10 protein-coding genes, 2 tRNA genes, 2 rRNA genes and 1 pseudogene are annotated in these 15,775 nt (G+C 60.1%); 5 read left to right on the top strand and 10 right to left on the bottom strand.

Annotation, left to right across the window (positions count from 1 at the left end; translation table 11 throughout):
* Window positions 1-40 precede the first annotated feature (40 nt).
* Together BC1002_RS18255 and BC1002_RS18250 are read right to left on the bottom strand one after the other, a co-directional pair.
* Entirely contained in the window at window positions 41-1,027 is a 987-nt protein-coding gene (locus tag BC1002_RS18255; RefSeq protein ID WP_013091468.1) for an ABC transporter substrate-binding protein, read from the bottom strand.
* A gap of 182 nt (window positions 1,028-1,209) precedes the next feature.
* Window positions 1,210-1,812, bottom strand: coding sequence for an alpha-ketoglutarate-dependent dioxygenase AlkB family protein (locus tag BC1002_RS18250; protein WP_013091467.1), 603 nt, complete (start codon window positions 1,810-1,812; stop codon window positions 1,210-1,212).
* A 140-nt stretch (window positions 1,813-1,952) separates the two neighbouring features.
* Here BC1002_RS18250 and BC1002_RS18245 point away from each other — a divergent pair, with 140 nt between their 5' ends.
* Window positions 1,953-2,537, top strand: coding sequence for a malonic semialdehyde reductase (locus BC1002_RS18245; protein WP_013091466.1), 585 nt, complete (start codon window positions 1,953-1,955; stop codon window positions 2,535-2,537).
* A 59-nt stretch (window positions 2,538-2,596) separates the two neighbouring features.
* Here BC1002_RS18245 and BC1002_RS18240 read toward each other — a convergent pair whose 3' ends face one another.
* On the bottom strand, window positions 2,597-2,944 hold the full coding sequence (locus BC1002_RS18240; protein WP_013091465.1) for a hypothetical protein: 348 nt from the start codon (window positions 2,942-2,944) through the stop codon (window positions 2,597-2,599).
* Between the two features lie 431 nt (window positions 2,945-3,375).
* Here BC1002_RS18240 and BC1002_RS18235 point away from each other — a divergent pair, with 431 nt between their 5' ends.
* The 3 genes and pseudogenes from BC1002_RS18235 to BC1002_RS18225 all read left to right on the top strand — a co-directional run bounded on the left by BC1002_RS18235 (window position 3,376) and on the right by BC1002_RS18225 (window position 6,138).
* Complete coding sequence (locus tag BC1002_RS18235) at window positions 3,376-4,539, top strand: metallophosphoesterase (protein ID WP_013091464.1); 1,164 nt, start codon at window positions 3,376-3,378, stop codon at window positions 4,537-4,539.
* Window positions 4,540-5,014: 475 nt separating this feature from the next.
* Window positions 5,015-5,721: pseudogene (locus tag BC1002_RS18230) on the top strand (MgtC/SapB family protein).
* Window positions 5,722-5,883: 162 nt separating this feature from the next.
* Window positions 5,884-6,138 (top strand): GlsB/YeaQ/YmgE family stress response membrane protein, encoded by a 255-nt coding sequence (locus tag BC1002_RS18225; RefSeq protein ID WP_013091463.1) that lies wholly within the window; start codon window positions 5,884-5,886, stop codon window positions 6,136-6,138.
* Window positions 6,139-6,250: 112 nt separating this feature from the next.
* Here BC1002_RS18225 and BC1002_RS18220 read toward each other — a convergent pair whose 3' ends face one another.
* From BC1002_RS18220 to BC1002_RS18210, 3 genes are all read right to left on the bottom strand, one after another.
* Window positions 6,251-7,750 (bottom strand): acetyl-CoA hydrolase/transferase family protein, encoded by a 1,500-nt coding sequence (locus BC1002_RS18220; RefSeq protein ID WP_041734943.1) that lies wholly within the window; start codon window positions 7,748-7,750, stop codon window positions 6,251-6,253.
* Window positions 7,751-7,928: 178 nt separating this feature from the next.
* Entirely contained in the window at window positions 7,929-8,147 is a 219-nt protein-coding gene (locus tag BC1002_RS18215) for a hypothetical protein (RefSeq protein WP_013091461.1), read from the bottom strand.
* Between the two features lie 136 nt (window positions 8,148-8,283).
* Window positions 8,284-10,497, bottom strand: a complete 2,214-nt coding sequence (locus BC1002_RS18210) for an FUSC family protein (protein ID WP_013091460.1) — start codon at window positions 10,495-10,497, stop codon at window positions 8,284-8,286.
* A 199-nt stretch (window positions 10,498-10,696) separates the two neighbouring features.
* Between BC1002_RS18210 and BC1002_RS18205 the strand changes: the two genes are divergently transcribed.
* On the top strand, window positions 10,697-11,707 hold the full coding sequence (locus tag BC1002_RS18205) for a LysR family transcriptional regulator (RefSeq protein ID WP_013091459.1): 1,011 nt from the start codon (window positions 10,697-10,699) through the stop codon (window positions 11,705-11,707).
* 293 nt (window positions 11,708-12,000) lie between these two features.
* Here the strand turns inward: BC1002_RS18205 and rrf are convergent.
* The 4 genes from rrf to BC1002_RS18185 form a co-directional block, all read right to left on the bottom strand.
* A 5S ribosomal RNA gene (rrf, locus tag BC1002_RS18200) occupies window positions 12,001-12,114 on the bottom strand.
* Window positions 12,115-12,314: 200 nt separating this feature from the next.
* Window positions 12,315-15,194 (bottom strand): 23S ribosomal RNA (locus tag BC1002_RS18195).
* Between the two features lie 307 nt (window positions 15,195-15,501).
* Window positions 15,502-15,577 (bottom strand) — tRNA-Ala (locus BC1002_RS18190).
* 58 nt (window positions 15,578-15,635) lie between these two features.
* A tRNA-Ile gene (locus tag BC1002_RS18185) sits at window positions 15,636-15,712 on the bottom strand.
* Between the last annotated feature and the right edge of the window lie 63 nt (window positions 15,713-15,775).

Raw genomic sequence — 15,775 nt, 5'->3', positions numbered from 1 at the left:
CACTCGCGCTAGCGATGCCGCGGCGACGTTGCGCGCCGCGTCAGTACTTACGCGACGGCAAAGTTTGCGCAGCGACGCTCATCGGGAAGACAGTCTCCTGAGTCAGGATGCGCTTCGGCAGCGGCTTGCCAGCCACCACGTCTTTCACCGCCGTCATCAGCTGCGGTCCGAGCAGCGGGCTGCACTCGACGTCGACGTTGATCTTGCCGGCGGCCATCGCCTGGAAGCCGCCCTTGGTTGCGTCGAACGAAACCACCACGACGTCCTTGCCCGGATGCATGCCGGCTTCTTCCATCGCCTGGATCGCGCCGAGGGCCATGTCGTCGTTATGAGCATAGACAACGTTGATCTTGTTGCCGTAGGTCTTGATGAACGCTTCCATCACCTGCTTGCCACCGGCAAGCGTGAAGTCGCCGCTTTGCGACGCGATGATCTTGAACTTCGGATCGCTCTTGATCACTTCGACCAGACCCGCGTGGCGGTCGTTGGCCGGTGCTGAGCCGACCGTGCCTTGCAGCTCGGCGATGTTGATCGGGCCTTTATCGTTCTTGTAGTTCTCCGCGAGCCACTTGCCGCCGCGTCGTCCCTCTTCGAGGAAGTCCGAGCCGATCATCGTCACGTACAGCGACGGGTCCTTCACGTCGATGTTGCGGTCGGTCAGGATCACCGGAATCTTCGCGGCCTTGGCTTCGAGCAGCACCGGTTCCCAACCCGATTCGACGACCGGCGAGAACGCGATTACGTCGACCTTCTGAGCGATATACGAGCGGATCGCCTTGATCTGGTTTTCCTGCTTCTGCTGCCCGTCGGAGAATTTGAGGTTGATACCGGCTTCCGTCGCCGCGGACTTCACCGATTCGGTATTCGCGGTGCGCCATGCGCTTTCCGCCCCGACCTGCGCAAAACCGAGCGTTATTTTCTTGTCTTCGGCATGCGCGCCTGGCGTGGCCAGCGTTAGCACTCCGAGACTCGCGGAAAGCGCGAGCGCGCCCAGAGCGCGACACGCGGCACGTCGTGAATTCGCCATGACAGTCTCCAATCGTTGTTGTGTAGACGACCCAGCGGTCAGCCCGGCCCTCGTGGCCCCTCACGGCGCATGGATCGTGATGTAGCGTACTGTGCGACGCGTTAACCGTCCAATCATATGATTCGCGCCCTCGATATCAATTTTGGTATAGCGCGCCGATCAGAGCATTGCCGCCCGCTGACTCAGGTCGGTGAGACTCTCGGGGTGACCCAGCGAAACGTCAGATTGATGCGCTCGCCGCTCACACGCGGCTCCTTCGGCACCCGATGACGCCACTGCGCCTGGGTGTCGCCCTTCATCACGAGCAGGCTGCCGCCCTTCAGCGAGAACGATTGCACGACGCCGCTGCGGTTGTGCTGCAGATCGAACCTGCGCGCGACGCCGAGACTCACCGACGCGATCACCGGTTGCTTGCCGAGTTCGGGCTCGCGGTCCGCATGCCAGCCCATGCTATCGGCGCCACTGCGGTAGCGATTCAGCAGCACGCTGTTAAAACGCGCGCCGCTGGTCGCCTCCGCGGCGGCCTTCAGTTCAGCGACGGCGGGCGTCCACGCTTGCGGCACGTTGCGGATTCCCGAGTAGACATACACCGCATCCGGCTCGCCCTGCCAGGCGGTCAGGCGCGGCAGTGCAACACGGCCGCCAGGCGTGCCCATCATGTCCTGGCGCCATTGCACTTCGTCGATCAGGCGGACGAGCAGGCGCTCGGCGTCGTCCGCTGCGAGCCAGTCGGGATACCAGTCGACGTCGGGGGTCGGCAGGTCGTTGAAAAGATCGGTGTTCATCGGAATGCCTGGATGCAAGCGAACGAGTAAAGACCTTGGCTATTATGGCGACGACGGCTCACGCGCTGATTCACGCGCATTGCTCTTTCATTCGACGCGGCTCTGCGCGCTCCCTCTGTTCTTTCGCACGGATCACTTCCATGACACTTTCCGATCAGGCGCTCGCGCAGCTCTTTCGCGACGCGCGTACGCACAACGGCTGGCAGAACAAACCCATCGACGACGCCGTGTTGCGCGAGTTGATGGAGCTCGTCCTGCTCGGCCCGACCTCGGCCAACTCGAGCCCGGGCCGCTTCGTGTTCGTCAAGACGCCGGAGGGCAAGGAGAAGCTGCGCCCGGCGTTGTCGGCTGGCAATCTCGAGAAAACGATGGCCGCGCCGGTCACGGTGATCGTCGCCATGGACATGGCCTTCTACGAGCATCTGCCGAAGCTGTTTCCGCATGCGGATGCGCGCAGCTGGTTCGTCGGCAACGAGCGGTTGATCGCGGACACGGCGTTTCGCAATTCGACGCTGCAAGGCGGCTATCTGATACTCGCGGCACGTGCGCTCGGCCTCGACACGGGGCCGATGTCGGGCTTCGATCAGGCCAAGGTCGACGAAGCGTTCTTTGCGGGTACGACGGTGAAGTCGAACTTCCTGATCAATCTTGGCTATGGCGATCCGTCGAAGCTGTTTCCTCGCAGCCCGCGTTTTTCGTTCGACGAAGCGGCGCGGATAGTGTGACAGCGCGTTGATGATGGATGGCGCGGCGGGTGTCGCGCCACGCATTAAATCGAATCGCGTCAGGTTAGCAGCGCGATATAAAACACCACCGTGCCGATCAACGCGCCGATGAAGCAGAAGCCCTCTTCCGCTTCGTCGCCATTCGAGCGTAACCACGCGCCGACCGCGCCGAACAGGCCCGCGATGCCGAGCGCGACACACGCCATCACGACGTCGAACAACGCGCTTTTGCCAAGCTCGGAAAAATCGAAGCCGCGCACGCCGATGTAAAGCGCAATCGCCATCAGCGAGATGCCGACGAGCGGCAGCATCACATGGCTGCCCTCGTATCCGACATGGTGCGGATGATGGACATGATGCACGTCGTCCGCGTGATGCCACAGGTGGCCCGGTTTGAGCAGCTTCATGGTGTGCCTCCCCCCGCCGATCTCTTTTCCGGCGACAGAACCAGTCATGGCCGACGCGCCCTACGCTGCCCCGGCAACAAGCTGTTTGGTTTCAAGCATACTCCACGCATGAATACAATTCAAAGCCCATTTAATTCGTTTGCATAGGCATTGAAATGCGTGGCGCTCGGCCTTGTAAGCATGTGCTGAGCACGGAACGCGCCTGCCCCGGCGAAGCCCTGTCGTGGCTCGTCCCGGCGCCTTCCGGCGGGCGTGTCGTGCAGTGCGGGAGCATGAATTTTGCGGCCACGGCAAGGGACTTAACATGTCGGTAGAATGATTCGCCGCGTTCGCTAACCTTCGCGAACACAAGCACTGCCCGCCAACGGGTCGCCGCCGCGCTGTCGCTGTGATGCCGGCCCGTTGGCCCCCTTCCCGTCCTGATCCTCTTTATGCGACGTTCATCGTTTCTTGTCCGCATCATCCTGATTGGCATCCTGCTGCATATCTACGTTGGTTTGCGCCTGATTCCCGACATGCCGATCGACTCGGCCGGCCGCGGGCTGTGCGTGCTGTGGCTCGTGCTGTCGATTTACCTGATCCCGGTCGGCATGATGGCGCGCGGCTTCAAGCGCCAGCCGCTCGGCGACCGGCTCGCGTGGGTTGGCCTGCTCGCGATGGGCTTCTTCTCGTCGCTGCTGGTACTGACGTTCGCGCGTGACCTGATGCTGGCATCGCTGCTGACGATCGACGCGCTCTGGCCGAACACGCTCACGATCGCGCATTGGCGCACCGGCTCGGCGGCGGCAGTGCCGCTGCTCGCGCTGCTATCGACGCTGATCGGCCTGGTCAACGCGCGCCGTCGCGCGCGCGTCGTCACGATCGAAGTGCCGATCGACGATCTGCCTGCCGAGCTCGACGGCTTCACGATCGTGCAGATCAGCGACATCCACGTCGGCCCAACGATCAAGGGCCGCTATGTCGACGCGATCGTCGACGCGGTGAACCGGCTCGAGCCGGACCTGATCGCGGTGACGGGCGACGTCGTCGACGGCAGCGTGCCGCAGTTGAGCCGGCATACGCAGCCGCTGTCGCGGCTCGCAGCGCGGCACGGTGCGTTTCTCGTGACCGGCAATCACGAGTACTACTCCGGCGCGAATTCGTGGATCGCCGAATTCCGACGGCTCGGCTTGCGGGTGCTGCTGAACGAGCACGTGATCGTCGATCATGACGGCGCGCGCGCCGTGATCGCCGGCGTCACCGATTACTCGGCGGGTCATCACGACCCCGCCCACCGTAGCGACCCGGTCGCGGCGCTCGCCGGCGCGCCGGGCGACGTGCTGATCAGGGTACTGCTCGCACATCAGCCTCGCTCGGCCGAAGCGGCCGCGGCGGCCGGCTTTACGCTGCAGTTGTCGGGTCATACGCACGGCGGTCAGTTCTTTCCGTGGAATTTCTTTGTGCGGCTGCAACAGCCGTTCACGGCGGGCCTCGCGCGTCTGGACGGACTATGGGTTTATACGAGTCGGGGCACGGGCTATTGGGGACCGCCGAAACGACTGGGCGCACCTTCGGAGATCACGCGCTTGAGACTCGTACCGGGGGCACCCGATTGAACTCAACATTCGCAGTCCGGATGAATCAATTACGGCCTTTCTGCACTACGGCTATAGCAAACCTAAATGCACACTCCGTGCCGCTCTCGGCTTGACTGATCTTTGCGCAGCCCACTAAAATTCGCGCAATTCTTCTAACCGGAATCACGATCTTGGACAGTAGCAGTTGTACCAGCCGAGTATCGATTCGCCCGCTCGCCTGAACCGCAGGATTTCCACTTCAGTCTTTTCTGTCGCCGTCCTGCCCTCGGGCTCGATGGCGCACGTCGCTCTCATTTCATTGTCATTCGCGTACTGTCGGTGAAACACCGCGTGGCTCGGTGCCATGCCGATACCGCACGCTCCGGCCGCTGCACGTGTGCGTGCGCGTAGTTCGTCCGGCCCGCATGCACTTGCCGTGCACGAGGTAGACGACGCCGTGTTCTCACGCGTAGGCTTCACTCTGCAGCAGCGCGCACGCCAACCTTTCTCAACGATGACACTCGAATTCTTCCTGCGGCTTCTGACTGCTTTTGCTTGCGGCGTCGCGATCGGCCTCGAACGACAGATGCGCCAGCGCACGGCCGGCCTGCGCACGATCACGCTCGTGGCGAGCGGCGCGTGCCTGTTCGTCACGCTCGGCGTGCTGACCGGCAACGGCGTCAGCGGCATTACGCAGATTGCGGCCTATGTGGTGTCCGGCGCCGGCTTTCTTGGCGGCGGCGTCATCATGCGCGACAAAGGTTCGATCCAGGGATCAACACCGCGGCGACGCTGTGGTGCTCGACGGCCGTCGGCGTATTGAGCGGCGCGGGACATTACGGACCGGCGCTCGCCGGCACCGCGGTGGTGCTGCTGGCCAACACCGTATTGCGTGAAGTGAGCCGGATGATCAACTCGACGCCGGTTTCAAACGCCGACCTCGTGCGCGAGTACGTGCTAACGATCGTCTGCCGCGAAGCCGACGAGATCCACATTCGCACCGCGATTTCCAACTCGATGTACTCGGCGCCGCTATCGTTCCAGAGCCTGACGAGCGAGGATGTCGAGAACGAGCCAGCGCGCATTCGCGTGACGGCGACGCTGACGATGCATCCGAAGGATCAATCGAAGCTCGAACAGATGGCGAGCCGCCTGAGCATGGAAAAGAGCGTGTCCAGCGTCAGTTGGACCGCGCGAGAAGCAGAGCCGACACCCGAATGAAGCGCTACGCACAAGTCTCCCTTGTTCCCGCGCATCGTCTACACTTAGCTTGCAGCAGATTCAGATAGTTTTAATTCCGCGTCCGGAACGCGGACCGTCCCATAACCTTCGACTAAGCTCTGTCACCGTGATTTTTTCACACTCAACCAGGGAGTCTCGAATATGGAACACGGCATCATTGCATGGCTCATCATCGGCGCGATTGCTGGCTGGCTCGCGGGCGTATTGGTCAAGGGTGGCGGCTTCGGTCTGATCGTCGACATCATCGTCGGGATCATCGGGGCGTTCATCGGCGGCTGGCTTGCCGGCGTTCTGCATATCTCGCTCGGCAGCGGCTGGATCGCTTCCATCATCACCGCGGTGATCGGCGCGGTCATTCTGCTGTTTATTATCCGGCTCGTGCGACGAGGCTCCTGAGCACAGCATCCAATTTCATCAAGCGCCAGCGGGTTCGTGCCGCTGGCGCTTTTTTGTTGCCTGTTTCTGCTGCTTTTATCGCGGCGATGGTGTGCGCTGCGGCCGTTGCGGATCAGGCCGGCAGCATCGAGCCCGTATCGCGAAGCCGCGTATGCCATGCAAATGCCTGGTCGAGGCAATGCGGTGTCTGCCCTCCCCAACGCAACGCATCGCGGTAGTAGTCGCGCAACAGTTCGCGATACCGCGGGTGTACGCAATGCTCGATGATCAGCGTCGCACGTTCGCGAGGTGCGAGGCCGCGCAGGTCGGCGAGGCCTTGCTCGGTGACGACGACGTCGACGTCGTGTTCGTTGTGGTCGCAATGCGGCACCATCGGCACGATGCTCGAGATTCGGTCGTCTTTCGCGGTCGACTTGGTCGCGAACACCGCGCACGACGCATTGCGCGCAAAGTCGCCCGAGCCGCCGATGCCGTTCATCATGTGCGTGCCGCCGACATGCGTCGAATTGACGTTACCGTAGATATCGAATTCGAGCGCGGTATTGAGCGCGATCAGACCGAGCCGCCGAATCACCTCGGGATGATTGCTGACTTCCTGCGGACGCAGCACGAGCCGGTCGCGATAACGCTCGATATCGCCGAACACCTGCGCCTGCCGCGCGGCCGACAAGGTGATCGACGCGCCGGACGCGAACGCAACCTTGCCGGCGTCCATCAAATCGAACGTCGAATCCTGCAAGACTTCTGAATAGATTTCGAACACATCGAAAGGCGAATCGACGAAGCCCGCCAGCACCGCGTTAGCGATCGTACCGATGCCCGCCTGCAGCGGCGGCAACTGCTTCGGCATGCGGCCACGCGTGACTTCGTGCTGGAAAAATTCGATCAAGTGGCCGGCGATCAACGCGGTTTCCCGATCCGCGGGCAGCACCGTGGAGGGGCTGTCGGCCATGTCCGTGATCACGATCGCCGCGATTTTCTCGGGCGGAATGTCGATCGCGGGTGTGCCGACGCGATCCTGCGCGCGCACGATCGGCAGCGGCTCGCGATGCGGCCGGCGCCCCGGAATCCAGATGTCGTGCAAGCCTTCGAGTTCGAGCGGCTGCGCAAGATTGATCTCGACGATGACCTTGTCCGCGAGAATCGCGAAGCTCGCCGAATTGCCGACTGAAGTTGTCGGCACGATACCGCCGCTCTCCGTGATCGCGGCGGCTTCGATGATCGCGACATCGAGCCTGCCGAGCTGGTTCGCCCGCAGCATCTCGACGGTCTCGGACAGATGCTGATCGACGAACATCACTTCGCCGCGATTGATTGCATCGCGCAGCGTCTTGTCCACCTGAAACGGCAGACGGCGCGCGAGCACGTGCGCTTCGGTCAGCATGCGGTCGACGTCATGACCGAGCGAGGCGCCCGTCATCAACGTGATGCGCAGCGGCTCGCCCAGCTGGCGTGCACGCTCGGCAAGCGCGACCGGCACGGCCTTCGCGTCGCCCGCACGCGTGAAACCGCTTGCGCCAACGCGCATGCCGTCGTGAATCAGGAGTGCCGCGACGGCGGCCGTGGTGATTTTTCCGCGCAGCGCGGCGCAGCGAATTCGGTCTTCGTACATGAAAGGGAGTCTCTCCATAGTCGCCAGCTCCGTCTACTGGTGCGCACGTCTGCGGTGTGCTTCGCTCAATAGCCGGTAGCCGCACCCGCCGCGGCGTCTCGGTCGGACGGCGTCGCGAGCAGGTGTTGGGTCGCGTGACAGGGTCCGCGACAGGTTGTTGCGCGTGAAGCAGCCGGAATCAGCTGCCGAAGAAGATGTTGCAGAAGCTCATCGGGCCAACGCATTCGTCGGCTTTCGCTTTCGGCGCTTCCGCATGCTTGCGCGCGGCCCCCTTATCGGCGCAGTGGCTATCCGCCTGCGCAACCTGCTGGTCCGGCGCGGCCGGCGCCGTCTGTGCATAGGCGGCGGCAGCAGTGGACAAAGAACAGGCGATCAGGACCAACTTCAAGACTTTCATCTCTTTCTCCAGGAGTACGACTACTGCGACGCCTTCTGCGAGGCAGTGACGGCACTATATGACCGTCACCAATGCGGATTAATGGGGTCGGCCGGAAGAGATCTTTCCATTTGGCAGAAAGATCCACGAAGCCTTGTCAGCGACGATTGAACGGCGCGTCCTTGTCCAGCAACGCGCTCCGAATGAAGTGCAGGCAGCTCAAGATGCGCTGCAGATCGTGACGCCGGTCGCGCTCGGCATGCACTGTCCGCAGCATGTCTTGCGCGAGCCAGGTGGCCGAGCGCACGGCGGCGAGTGCGCGTTCGAGCGAACCCGGACCGGGGCGTTCGAAGAGCCGGGCGAGATCGTCGCAGGTGTGTTCGATCACGCTGCGCCAGCGCGGCTGAAGGATGTCGGCATAATCGGCGCGTGCGGCTTCGTTGCGCAGATCGATGACGGCGTGACCTACCTCGATCGTCGCGAGCATCCAGCGAAGTGCGTCGCGCCGTCGCCGTGATCGGTGCGTCAACAGCACGCGTAGTTGTGAAGTCAGATCGTGCGTGCCCGCCTGGAAACGTCGGTTCAGACCCGGCAGGCCGTCCTTGCATGCCGACACCGTTTGCGCTCGCAGGTCGCCCATGATCCGGTCGATCAGCCAGCGCATATCGGCGGGAAAAACCACCGCGAATGCAACAGCCGCGAGCAACATCGACGCGGTCAGCGCGATGCCGTTGTTGATCAGCAGATCGGGCGCGTAGCTGACGACATTGTCAGGCCCGGCCAGCAGACAGAAGAACACCGAAAAACCGATGCCGAACCCCGCCGCGCCGCGACGTGTCGCGATGAATGCACCGAGCGCGAGCACCGGCGAGAGTGCCGCGCAAAGCAGCGGAAAGCCATCGATGTTCGGATACACGTAGCACATGAACACGTAGCCGGCCAACGTCGCGAGCACCGCCCCGATCGCCATCTGGAAGGCCATTCTGGTCGCGCTTGGCGCGGTGGACGTCAACGCACAGACCAGCGTTGCGCCGATCACGGCAAGGCCGCCGCTCGGCCAGTTGGTCGCGATCCAGAATGCACCGGCGATCCCGATGACGACAGCCGAGCGCAGAAACGTGAACAATACGGCGAAGTGGTTCGTGCGGCTGACAGGTCCGCTCGTGCAGTGGCTCTTTTGTGGACTTGAGCTGCGTCGCAGCCTTTGCTGCCGGCTTTCCGATTTGCGCCACAAGCTCGCATACGTTTGCGAATAATTTATCCATTCGCCGACGAATCGATACAGCAATTCGGCTGTCGTGTCGAAGTCCGCAAGCGATTCCGCGGACGCGGCTTCGAGTGGCCGCCTCGATTCGCGTACCCGGCGTGGCAGGTTCTGTCGAAAGAGGCGCAGGTCGGCTGCTGCGTGCGAGGCTTCGGCGCCCGCTTCAGCTCGAGCTTCCAACAAGGCTCCCAGTTGGTCCAAGTACGGACCGACGGCCGCGAGTATCGACACAGCGCCGCTCGCACGCAACCGTTTGAGCAACTGATTCAGCGCGTGCAGACGCGCGCATGCATCCATGAATTCGCTATTCAGACGCGCCAGATGCGCACTGCGCGAGCGCATCGCCGGATCTTCGAAGGCGACGAACGTACGGGTTGCTTCGAAGCCAGCGATTTCATCGACAAAATCCGCGAAACGCCGTTCGAACTGATTGCGCTCGAACCCGCGTGCGAGCACATCGACAGCAAAGGCAGTAAAATTCGCGTACCTGACCTGTAGGTTACGTCGTAGCGCAAGGCTCGAGCGCTGTGGCAGAAGCAATGCGCTGACCGCGCTCGAACACACGATGCCAACCGCCACTTCCGCCGCACGCGCGAGGGCGGCGAGGAATAGTCCCTCGGGGGTCGTCACGTTCGGGATGCCGATCAGCGCGGCGGTGTAACCCGCGAGCACAAAACCGTACCATCTGAAATGCCGATACCGGACCGCCGCAGCAATACAGGCGCTCACCCACGCGATCATGCCGAGCATGTACAGTTCGGGCTGCTGAGCGAACAGGCCGCCGAGCACGAGCGCGGCCACGGTCCCTACTGCCGTTCCGAGAATCCGGTAGAAGCTCTTCGCGAGCACCATGCCGCTGAACGGTTGCATCAACACAAAGACAGTGGTCATTGCAATGCGCGGCTGCGGCAGATCGAGCAGCATCGCGATGCCCAGCGCCAGCAGACCGGCGGCGACCGTCTTCAGCAGATGAAGCCAGGTCAGACCGTCGCTGCTGGCCCAGTCGCGCACGGCCCGAATGAATTTGGCTCGGCGGAGTCGTTGCCGCATCACGCCGCGCGGACCGAAGAAATCGGCCGACGCTTCGATCGCATGATCGGGTTTCATCTGAAAACAGTGCACCCCACGTGGTCGCTGAGAGAGCCTCCGGGCAGAATCGCTGACACCGATAGGCGAGGCGCCGATTGTAGGAGTCCCTGTTGCACGCATTAAGACGACGGGTGCAGAACATCTGTTCCAGAACGGACAACAATAGTGTTCTGGGACTGACGGAAAATATGATCCTGGTCATGAAACAGAAGGTTTGATGGACACGCTACAAAATATGCGAGTGTTCGTGCGCGTGGTGGAAGCCGGTAGCTTCACCGCGGCCGCGCAGTCGCTCAATTCAACTACCGGCGCGATGTCTCGTGCCGTCTCCGAACTTGAAGCACATCTGCGCACGCGCCTGCTGAATCGATCGACGCGTCGGCTTGCGCTGACCACCGCCGGCGAGCGCTATCTGAAGCGGTCGCAGCAGATTCTCGCGGATGTCGATATTGCGGAAGAAGAAGCCAGTTGCGCACACGAGCGACCAACCGGCGCGCTGCGCATGCATAGCTTTGCGAGCATCGGCCAGCACTACGTTCTGCCGGCTATTTCGCGTTATCGCGAGCTTTATCCGGATGTGACCGTCGAGTTGACGCTGTCGCAGCGCATGCCCGATCTGTTCGAGGGCAGCGCCGATGTGGCCGTGATCGGCGCATCGATGCTGCCGAATTCGGACCTCGTATCATTTCCGCTGGGGACGACGTTTAGCATCCTGTGCGCATCGCCGGCTTACGTGCGCGCGCACGGCGCGCCGCAAGAACCGGGTGACCTTGCGCATCACGAATGTCTGATCCTTCATACGCCAGCGTTCCCGCCACATGAATGGACGCTCGACGGCCCGAACGGTAGTGAATTGATGGAAGTCGACGGACCCGTGCATGTGAACATCGCCGAATCACTGATCGTGGCGATCCGCGAAGGCATGGGCATCGGTATGGTGCCGCTCTACGCGGCCATTTCAGGGTTGCGCGATGGCACGCTGGTACGCGTGTTGCCGGAATATACGCTGCAAAAGACAACGGTTTACGCGCTCTATCCGTCGCGCAAATTCATCGATGCAAAGACGCGCACGTGGGTCGAATTCTTGCGCTCGCATCTGCCAAAGGTGATTGCGCGCGACGAAGCATTGCTTGCCGACGTCGGGCGAATGGGATCTGTAGATGACCCCGTGCAGATGGGTGGAGTTGTCCCTGTCACTCAGGAGGTGCCGACACCGGTACGTCTATGAACTCGCAGCTAGGCAGCCTGAACTTGTGCGGCGAGCGGTTCAGGGCCTTTGCGGGTGGCGCTCATGGAAGTGTTCAAACTCAACACCCAGACACAAGAGCGCCGTTGGCGCGGCAGGCGTATCTTTGTAGGCGACATTATTGAGCCGTCGATAAACAGGCTACTTTTGTCAATGGCCGGCAACGGCGTCCGGCCACGCTGATTGTTTGCGCTCGGTCGAGGACCTTGCTTGTGATTTCGACGCGTAAACGCAAAAACCCCACCGCTGGGGGTGGGGTTTCTGGCTTTGGAGGAGCCTGACGATTACCTACTTTCACACGGGCAATCCGCACTATCATCGGCGTGGAGTCGTTTCACGGTCCTGTTCGGGATGGGAAGGGGTGGGACCGACTCGCTATGGTCATCAGGCATGACGGGTTGCTGCGTCGCTCTCAGGTTGGGGTCAACCCGGCGCCACAGCCAATCGGGAAGAAGCGTAAAGGATTCGTGTGTGGGGTTGTGTTGTTTCTGGCACAACACCGATCTCAACCGGCATGTCTTCATCCCCTTCGGGGATCGGACACCCGTAAGCGCTGAAGCGCTGACGGTTATCGAGACACACCTGTTATAGGATCAAGCCTTACGGGCAATTAGTATCAGTTAGCTCAGTACATTACTGTACGTGCACACCTGACCTATCAACGTCCTGGTCTTGAACGACCCTTCAAGGGGCTCGAAGCCCCGGGGATATCTCATCTTAAGGCGAGTTTCCCGCTTAGATGCTTTCAGCGGTTATCTCTTCCGAACATAGCTACCCGGCGATGCCACTGGCGTGACAACCGGTACACCAGAGGTTCGTCCACTCCGGTCCTCTCGTACTAGGAGCAGCCCCCTTCAAATATCCAGCGCCCACGGCAGATAGGGACCAAACTGTCTCACGACGTTTTAAACCCAGCTCACGTACCTCTTTAAATGGCGAACAGCCATACCCTTGGGACCGGCTACAGCCCCAGGATGAGATGAGCCGACATCGAGGTGCCAAACACCGCCGTCGATATGAACTCTTGGGCGGTATCAGCCTGTTATCCCCAGAGTACCTTTTATCCGTTGAGCGATGGCCCTTCCATACAGAACCACCGGATCACTATGACCTGCTTTCGCACCTGTTCGACTTGTCAGTCTCACAGTCAAGCACGCTTATGCCATTGCACTATCAGCACGATTTCCGACCGTACCTAGCGTACCTTCGTACTCCTCCGTTACACTTTGGGAGGAGACCGCCCCAGTCAAACTGCCTACCATGCACTGTCCCCGATCCGGATTACGGACCAAGGTTAGAACCTCAAACAGATCAGGGTGGTATTTCAAGGACGGCTCCACGCAAACTGGCGTTCACGCTTCATAGCCTCCCACCTATCCTACACAGACCGGTTCAAAGTCCAATGCAAAGCTACAGTAAAGGTTCATGGGGTCTTTCCGTCTAGCCGCGGGGAGATTGCATCATCACAAACACTTCAACTTCGCTGAGTCTCGGGAGGAGACAGTGTGGCCATCGTTACGCCATTCGTGCAGGTCGGAACTTACCCGACAAGGAATTTCGCTACCTTAGGACCGTTATAGTTACGGCCGCCGTTTACCGGGACTTCAATCAGGAGCTTGCACCCCATCATTTAATCTTCCGGCACCGGGCAGGCGTCACACCCTATACGTCCACTTTCGTGTTTGCAGAGTGCTGTGTTTTTATTAAACAGTCGCAGCCACCAGTTTATTGCAACCCTTTCACCCTTCTGGCGCAGGCCAGTCAAGCTACCAGGGCGTACCTTATCCCGAAGTTACGGTACCAATTTGCCGAGTTCCTTCTCCCGAGTTCTCTCAAGCGCCTTAGAATACTCATCTCGCCCACCTGTGTCGGTTTGCGGTACGGTCACTGTGAAACTGAAGCTTAGAGGCTTTTCCTGGAACCCCTTCCAGTTGCTTCGCTTCCGAAGAAGCTCGCGCCACACCCTTGAGTCCTGTGCCCGGATTTGCCAGGGCACCCTCTCCAATGCAGCGACCGGGACTTCCAACACCCGGACAACCTTCCGCGATCCGTCCCCCCATCGCATTTCACAATGGTGCAGAAATATTAATCTGCTTCCCATCAGCTACGCATTTCTGCCTCGCCTTAGGGGCCGACTCACCCTACGCCGATGAACGTTGCGTAGGAAACCTTGGGCTTACGGCGAGGGGGCCTTTCACCCCCTTTATCGCTACTCATGTCAGCATTCGCACTTCCGATACCTCCAGCACACTTTCCAGTGCACCTTCGCAGGCTTACGGAACGCTCTCCTACCATGCACATTAATGTGCATCCGCAGCTTCGGTATATGGCTTAGCCCCGTTACATCTTCCGCGCAGGACGACTCGATCAGTGAGCTATTACGCTTTCTTTAAAGGGTGGCTGCTTCTAAGCCAACCTCCTGACTGTTTTAGCCTTCCCACTTCGTTTCCCACTTAGCCATATTTGGGGACCTTAGCTGGCGGTCTGGGTTGTTTCCCTCTTGACACCGGACGTTAGCACCCGATGTCTGTCTCCCGTGATTGCACTCTTCGGTATTCGGAGTTTGCTATGGCGAAGTAATCCGCAATGGACCCCACAACCATGACAGTGCTCTACCCCCGAAGGTGATACACGAGGCACTACCTAAATAGTTTTCGGAGAGAACCAGCTATTTCCAGGTTTGTTTAGCCTTTCACCCCTATCCACAGCTCATCCCCTAACTTTTCAACGTTAGTGGGTTCGGTCCTCCAGCACGTGTTACCGTGCCTTCAACCTGGCCATGGATAGATCACCTGGTTTCGGGTCTACACCCAGCGACTGGACGCCCTGTTCGGACTCGCTTTCGCTACGCCTGCCCTAATCGGTTAAGCTCGCCACTGAATGTAAGTCGCTGACCCATTATACAAAAGGTACGCCGTCACCCCTTACGAGGCTCCGACTGTTTGTATGCATGCGGTTTCAGGATCTGTTTCACTCCCCTCCCGGGGTTCTTTTCGCCTTTCCCTCACGGTACTGGTTCACTATCGGTCGATCACGAGTATTTAGCCTTGGAGGATGGTCCCCCCATCTTCAGACAGGATTTCACGTGTCCCGCCCTACTTGTCGTACACCCAGTTCTTTCCCGCTGTTTTCGTCTACAGGGCTATCACCTGCTATGGCCGCACTTTCCAGAGCGTTCGACTAACAATGAGAATAAAGAGTACAGGCTGATCCCATTTCGCTCGCCACTACTTTGGGAATCTCGGTTGATTTCTTTTCCTGCGGTTACTTAGATGTTTCAGTTCACCGCGTTCGCTTCACATGACCTATGGATTCAGTCATGGATACTCCATTAGGAGTGGGTTTCCCCATTCGGACATCTCCGGATCAAAGCTCGTTTGCCAGCTCCCCGGAGCTTTTCGCAGGCTACCGCGTCCTTCATCGCCTGTGATCGCCAAGGCATCCACCACATGCACTTGTTCGCTTGACCCTATAACGGGTGTGTCTCAATGATTGCTCACCGCAGATCACATGCCGCTACAGGTTGAGTATTCGTGTTGCGCCGTATTCCAAAGGCAATCTCTCGATTCCCTTAAAATACATCGATACAATCACAACCCTGATTCACCTACTCACGCACCCATCTCCAGGTACGCTTTCGTGAATCTCTTTACTACTTCTTCCTGATTGTTAAAGAACGACAGCCGATATCACGATTTGATCGTGTACCGCTCTGACTGGCTCAATCGCCAATGCGCAACGCTCTGCCTTCATGCAGAACCCTGCGCATTGAGGATTGGTGGAGGATGACGGGATCGAACCGACGACCCCCTGCTTGCAAAGCAGGTGCTCTCCCAGCTGAGCTAATCCCCCAGTCTCACACAACACACACTCCAGAGGTTTCACCCGACCAGCTCACCAGACAAGACAGTGGTGGGTCTGGATGGATTCGAACCATCGACCCCCGCCTTATCAAGACGGTGCTCTAACCGACTGAGCTACAGACCCCTGAGTCTGTCTGCGTTGCTTCTACCAAACTACAGCCGATAAGCGTGAGCACTTGAGTGCAAG

It is taken from the genome of Paraburkholderia atlantica (genome assembly GCF_000092885.1).
Lineage (GTDB): Bacteria > Pseudomonadota > Gammaproteobacteria > Burkholderiales > Burkholderiaceae > Paraburkholderia > Paraburkholderia atlantica.
The sequence above is the reverse complement of the archived record's forward strand: the minus strand, read 5'-3'. Positions and strand labels throughout refer to the sequence as shown.

What these genes read in the sequence shown, in the direction of transcription:
- BC1002_RS18255 (WP_013091468.1), bottom strand. Translation starts at nt 1,027, where the DNA reads ATGGCGAATTCACGACGTGCCGCGTGTCGCGCTCTGGGCGCGCTCGCG.
- BC1002_RS18250 (WP_013091467.1), bottom strand. Translation starts at nt 1,812, where the DNA reads ATGAACACCGATCTTTTCAACGACCTGCCGACCCCCGACGTCGACTGG.
- BC1002_RS18245 (WP_013091466.1), top strand. Translation starts at nt 1,953, where the DNA reads ATGACACTTTCCGATCAGGCGCTCGCGCAGCTCTTTCGCGACGCGCGT.
- BC1002_RS18240 (WP_013091465.1), bottom strand. Translation starts at nt 2,944, where the DNA reads ATGAAGCTGCTCAAACCGGGCCACCTGTGGCATCACGCGGACGACGTG.
- BC1002_RS18235 (WP_013091464.1), top strand. Translation starts at nt 3,376, where the DNA reads ATGCGACGTTCATCGTTTCTTGTCCGCATCATCCTGATTGGCATCCTG.
- BC1002_RS18225 (WP_013091463.1), top strand. Translation starts at nt 5,884, where the DNA reads ATGGAACACGGCATCATTGCATGGCTCATCATCGGCGCGATTGCTGGC.
- BC1002_RS18220 (WP_041734943.1), bottom strand. Translation starts at nt 7,750, where the DNA reads ATGTACGAAGACCGAATTCGCTGCGCCGCGCTGCGCGGAAAAATCACC.
- BC1002_RS18215 (WP_013091461.1), bottom strand. Translation starts at nt 8,147, where the DNA reads ATGAAAGTCTTGAAGTTGGTCCTGATCGCCTGTTCTTTGTCCACTGCT.
- BC1002_RS18210 (WP_013091460.1), bottom strand. Translation starts at nt 10,497, where the DNA reads ATGAAACCCGATCATGCGATCGAAGCGTCGGCCGATTTCTTCGGTCCG.
- BC1002_RS18205 (WP_013091459.1), top strand. Translation starts at nt 10,697, where the DNA reads ATGGACACGCTACAAAATATGCGAGTGTTCGTGCGCGTGGTGGAAGCC.